A 532-nucleotide genomic window follows, 5' to 3' on the forward strand; every position below is an offset into this window, starting at 1 on the left:
TCAAACGTTTTATCACAGGGAGTGTTGCATTTAAGTAAGGCTCAATCGAGTCTTCCTCATTATAACATGGGACGATAATTGAAATCATTTGCGTCTCCTTTCTAAAGAAATTTTATAATAAACGACATAGCCTACGCCACTTAAAAGTATTACTATTGCGGTATAAATAAGCATTGGCTTTATGATTGGATTATTGTAGGAAACCTGAATTACATCGTTTTTGTTTACATTTGGCACGCGTATGAATGCACTAAATGCTCGTTCAGGTTTCACAGAAATACCATTTACTTTAACAAAAATATTCTTGTCGTATAACACGCGTATCACAAGATCCCCAGATTTACGAGCAGTACCTTTGAGTACTTGGGTTTTTGTTTGACCAGATGTAATCTCAAACGTATTTTTTAATTCAGGTTTTGGTGTAAGATGCCCTGATGTTTTGTAGATGGCTACTATATTTTTAAGCAACTTATCTTTTGGCATCTTAATTTTCAATTTATCACCGGGTTTCGTAGCGAGCCTAGTATTTGCC

Annotated in this window: 1 protein-coding gene; it reads right to left on the bottom strand. The window is 35.2% G+C overall.

Annotation, left to right across the window (positions count from 1 at the left end; translation table 11 throughout):
* Positions 1–84: 84 nt before the first annotated feature.
* On the bottom strand, positions 85–532 hold a 448-nt coding region (locus D1643_RS11455; RefSeq protein WP_236643590.1), incomplete at its 5' end, for a YfhO family protein.

Origin of the sequence: Enterorhabdus sp. P55, from assembly GCF_009911695.1 — a bacterium.
In the GTDB taxonomy this organism is placed as follows: Bacteria; Actinomycetota; Coriobacteriia; order Coriobacteriales; family Eggerthellaceae; genus Enterorhabdus.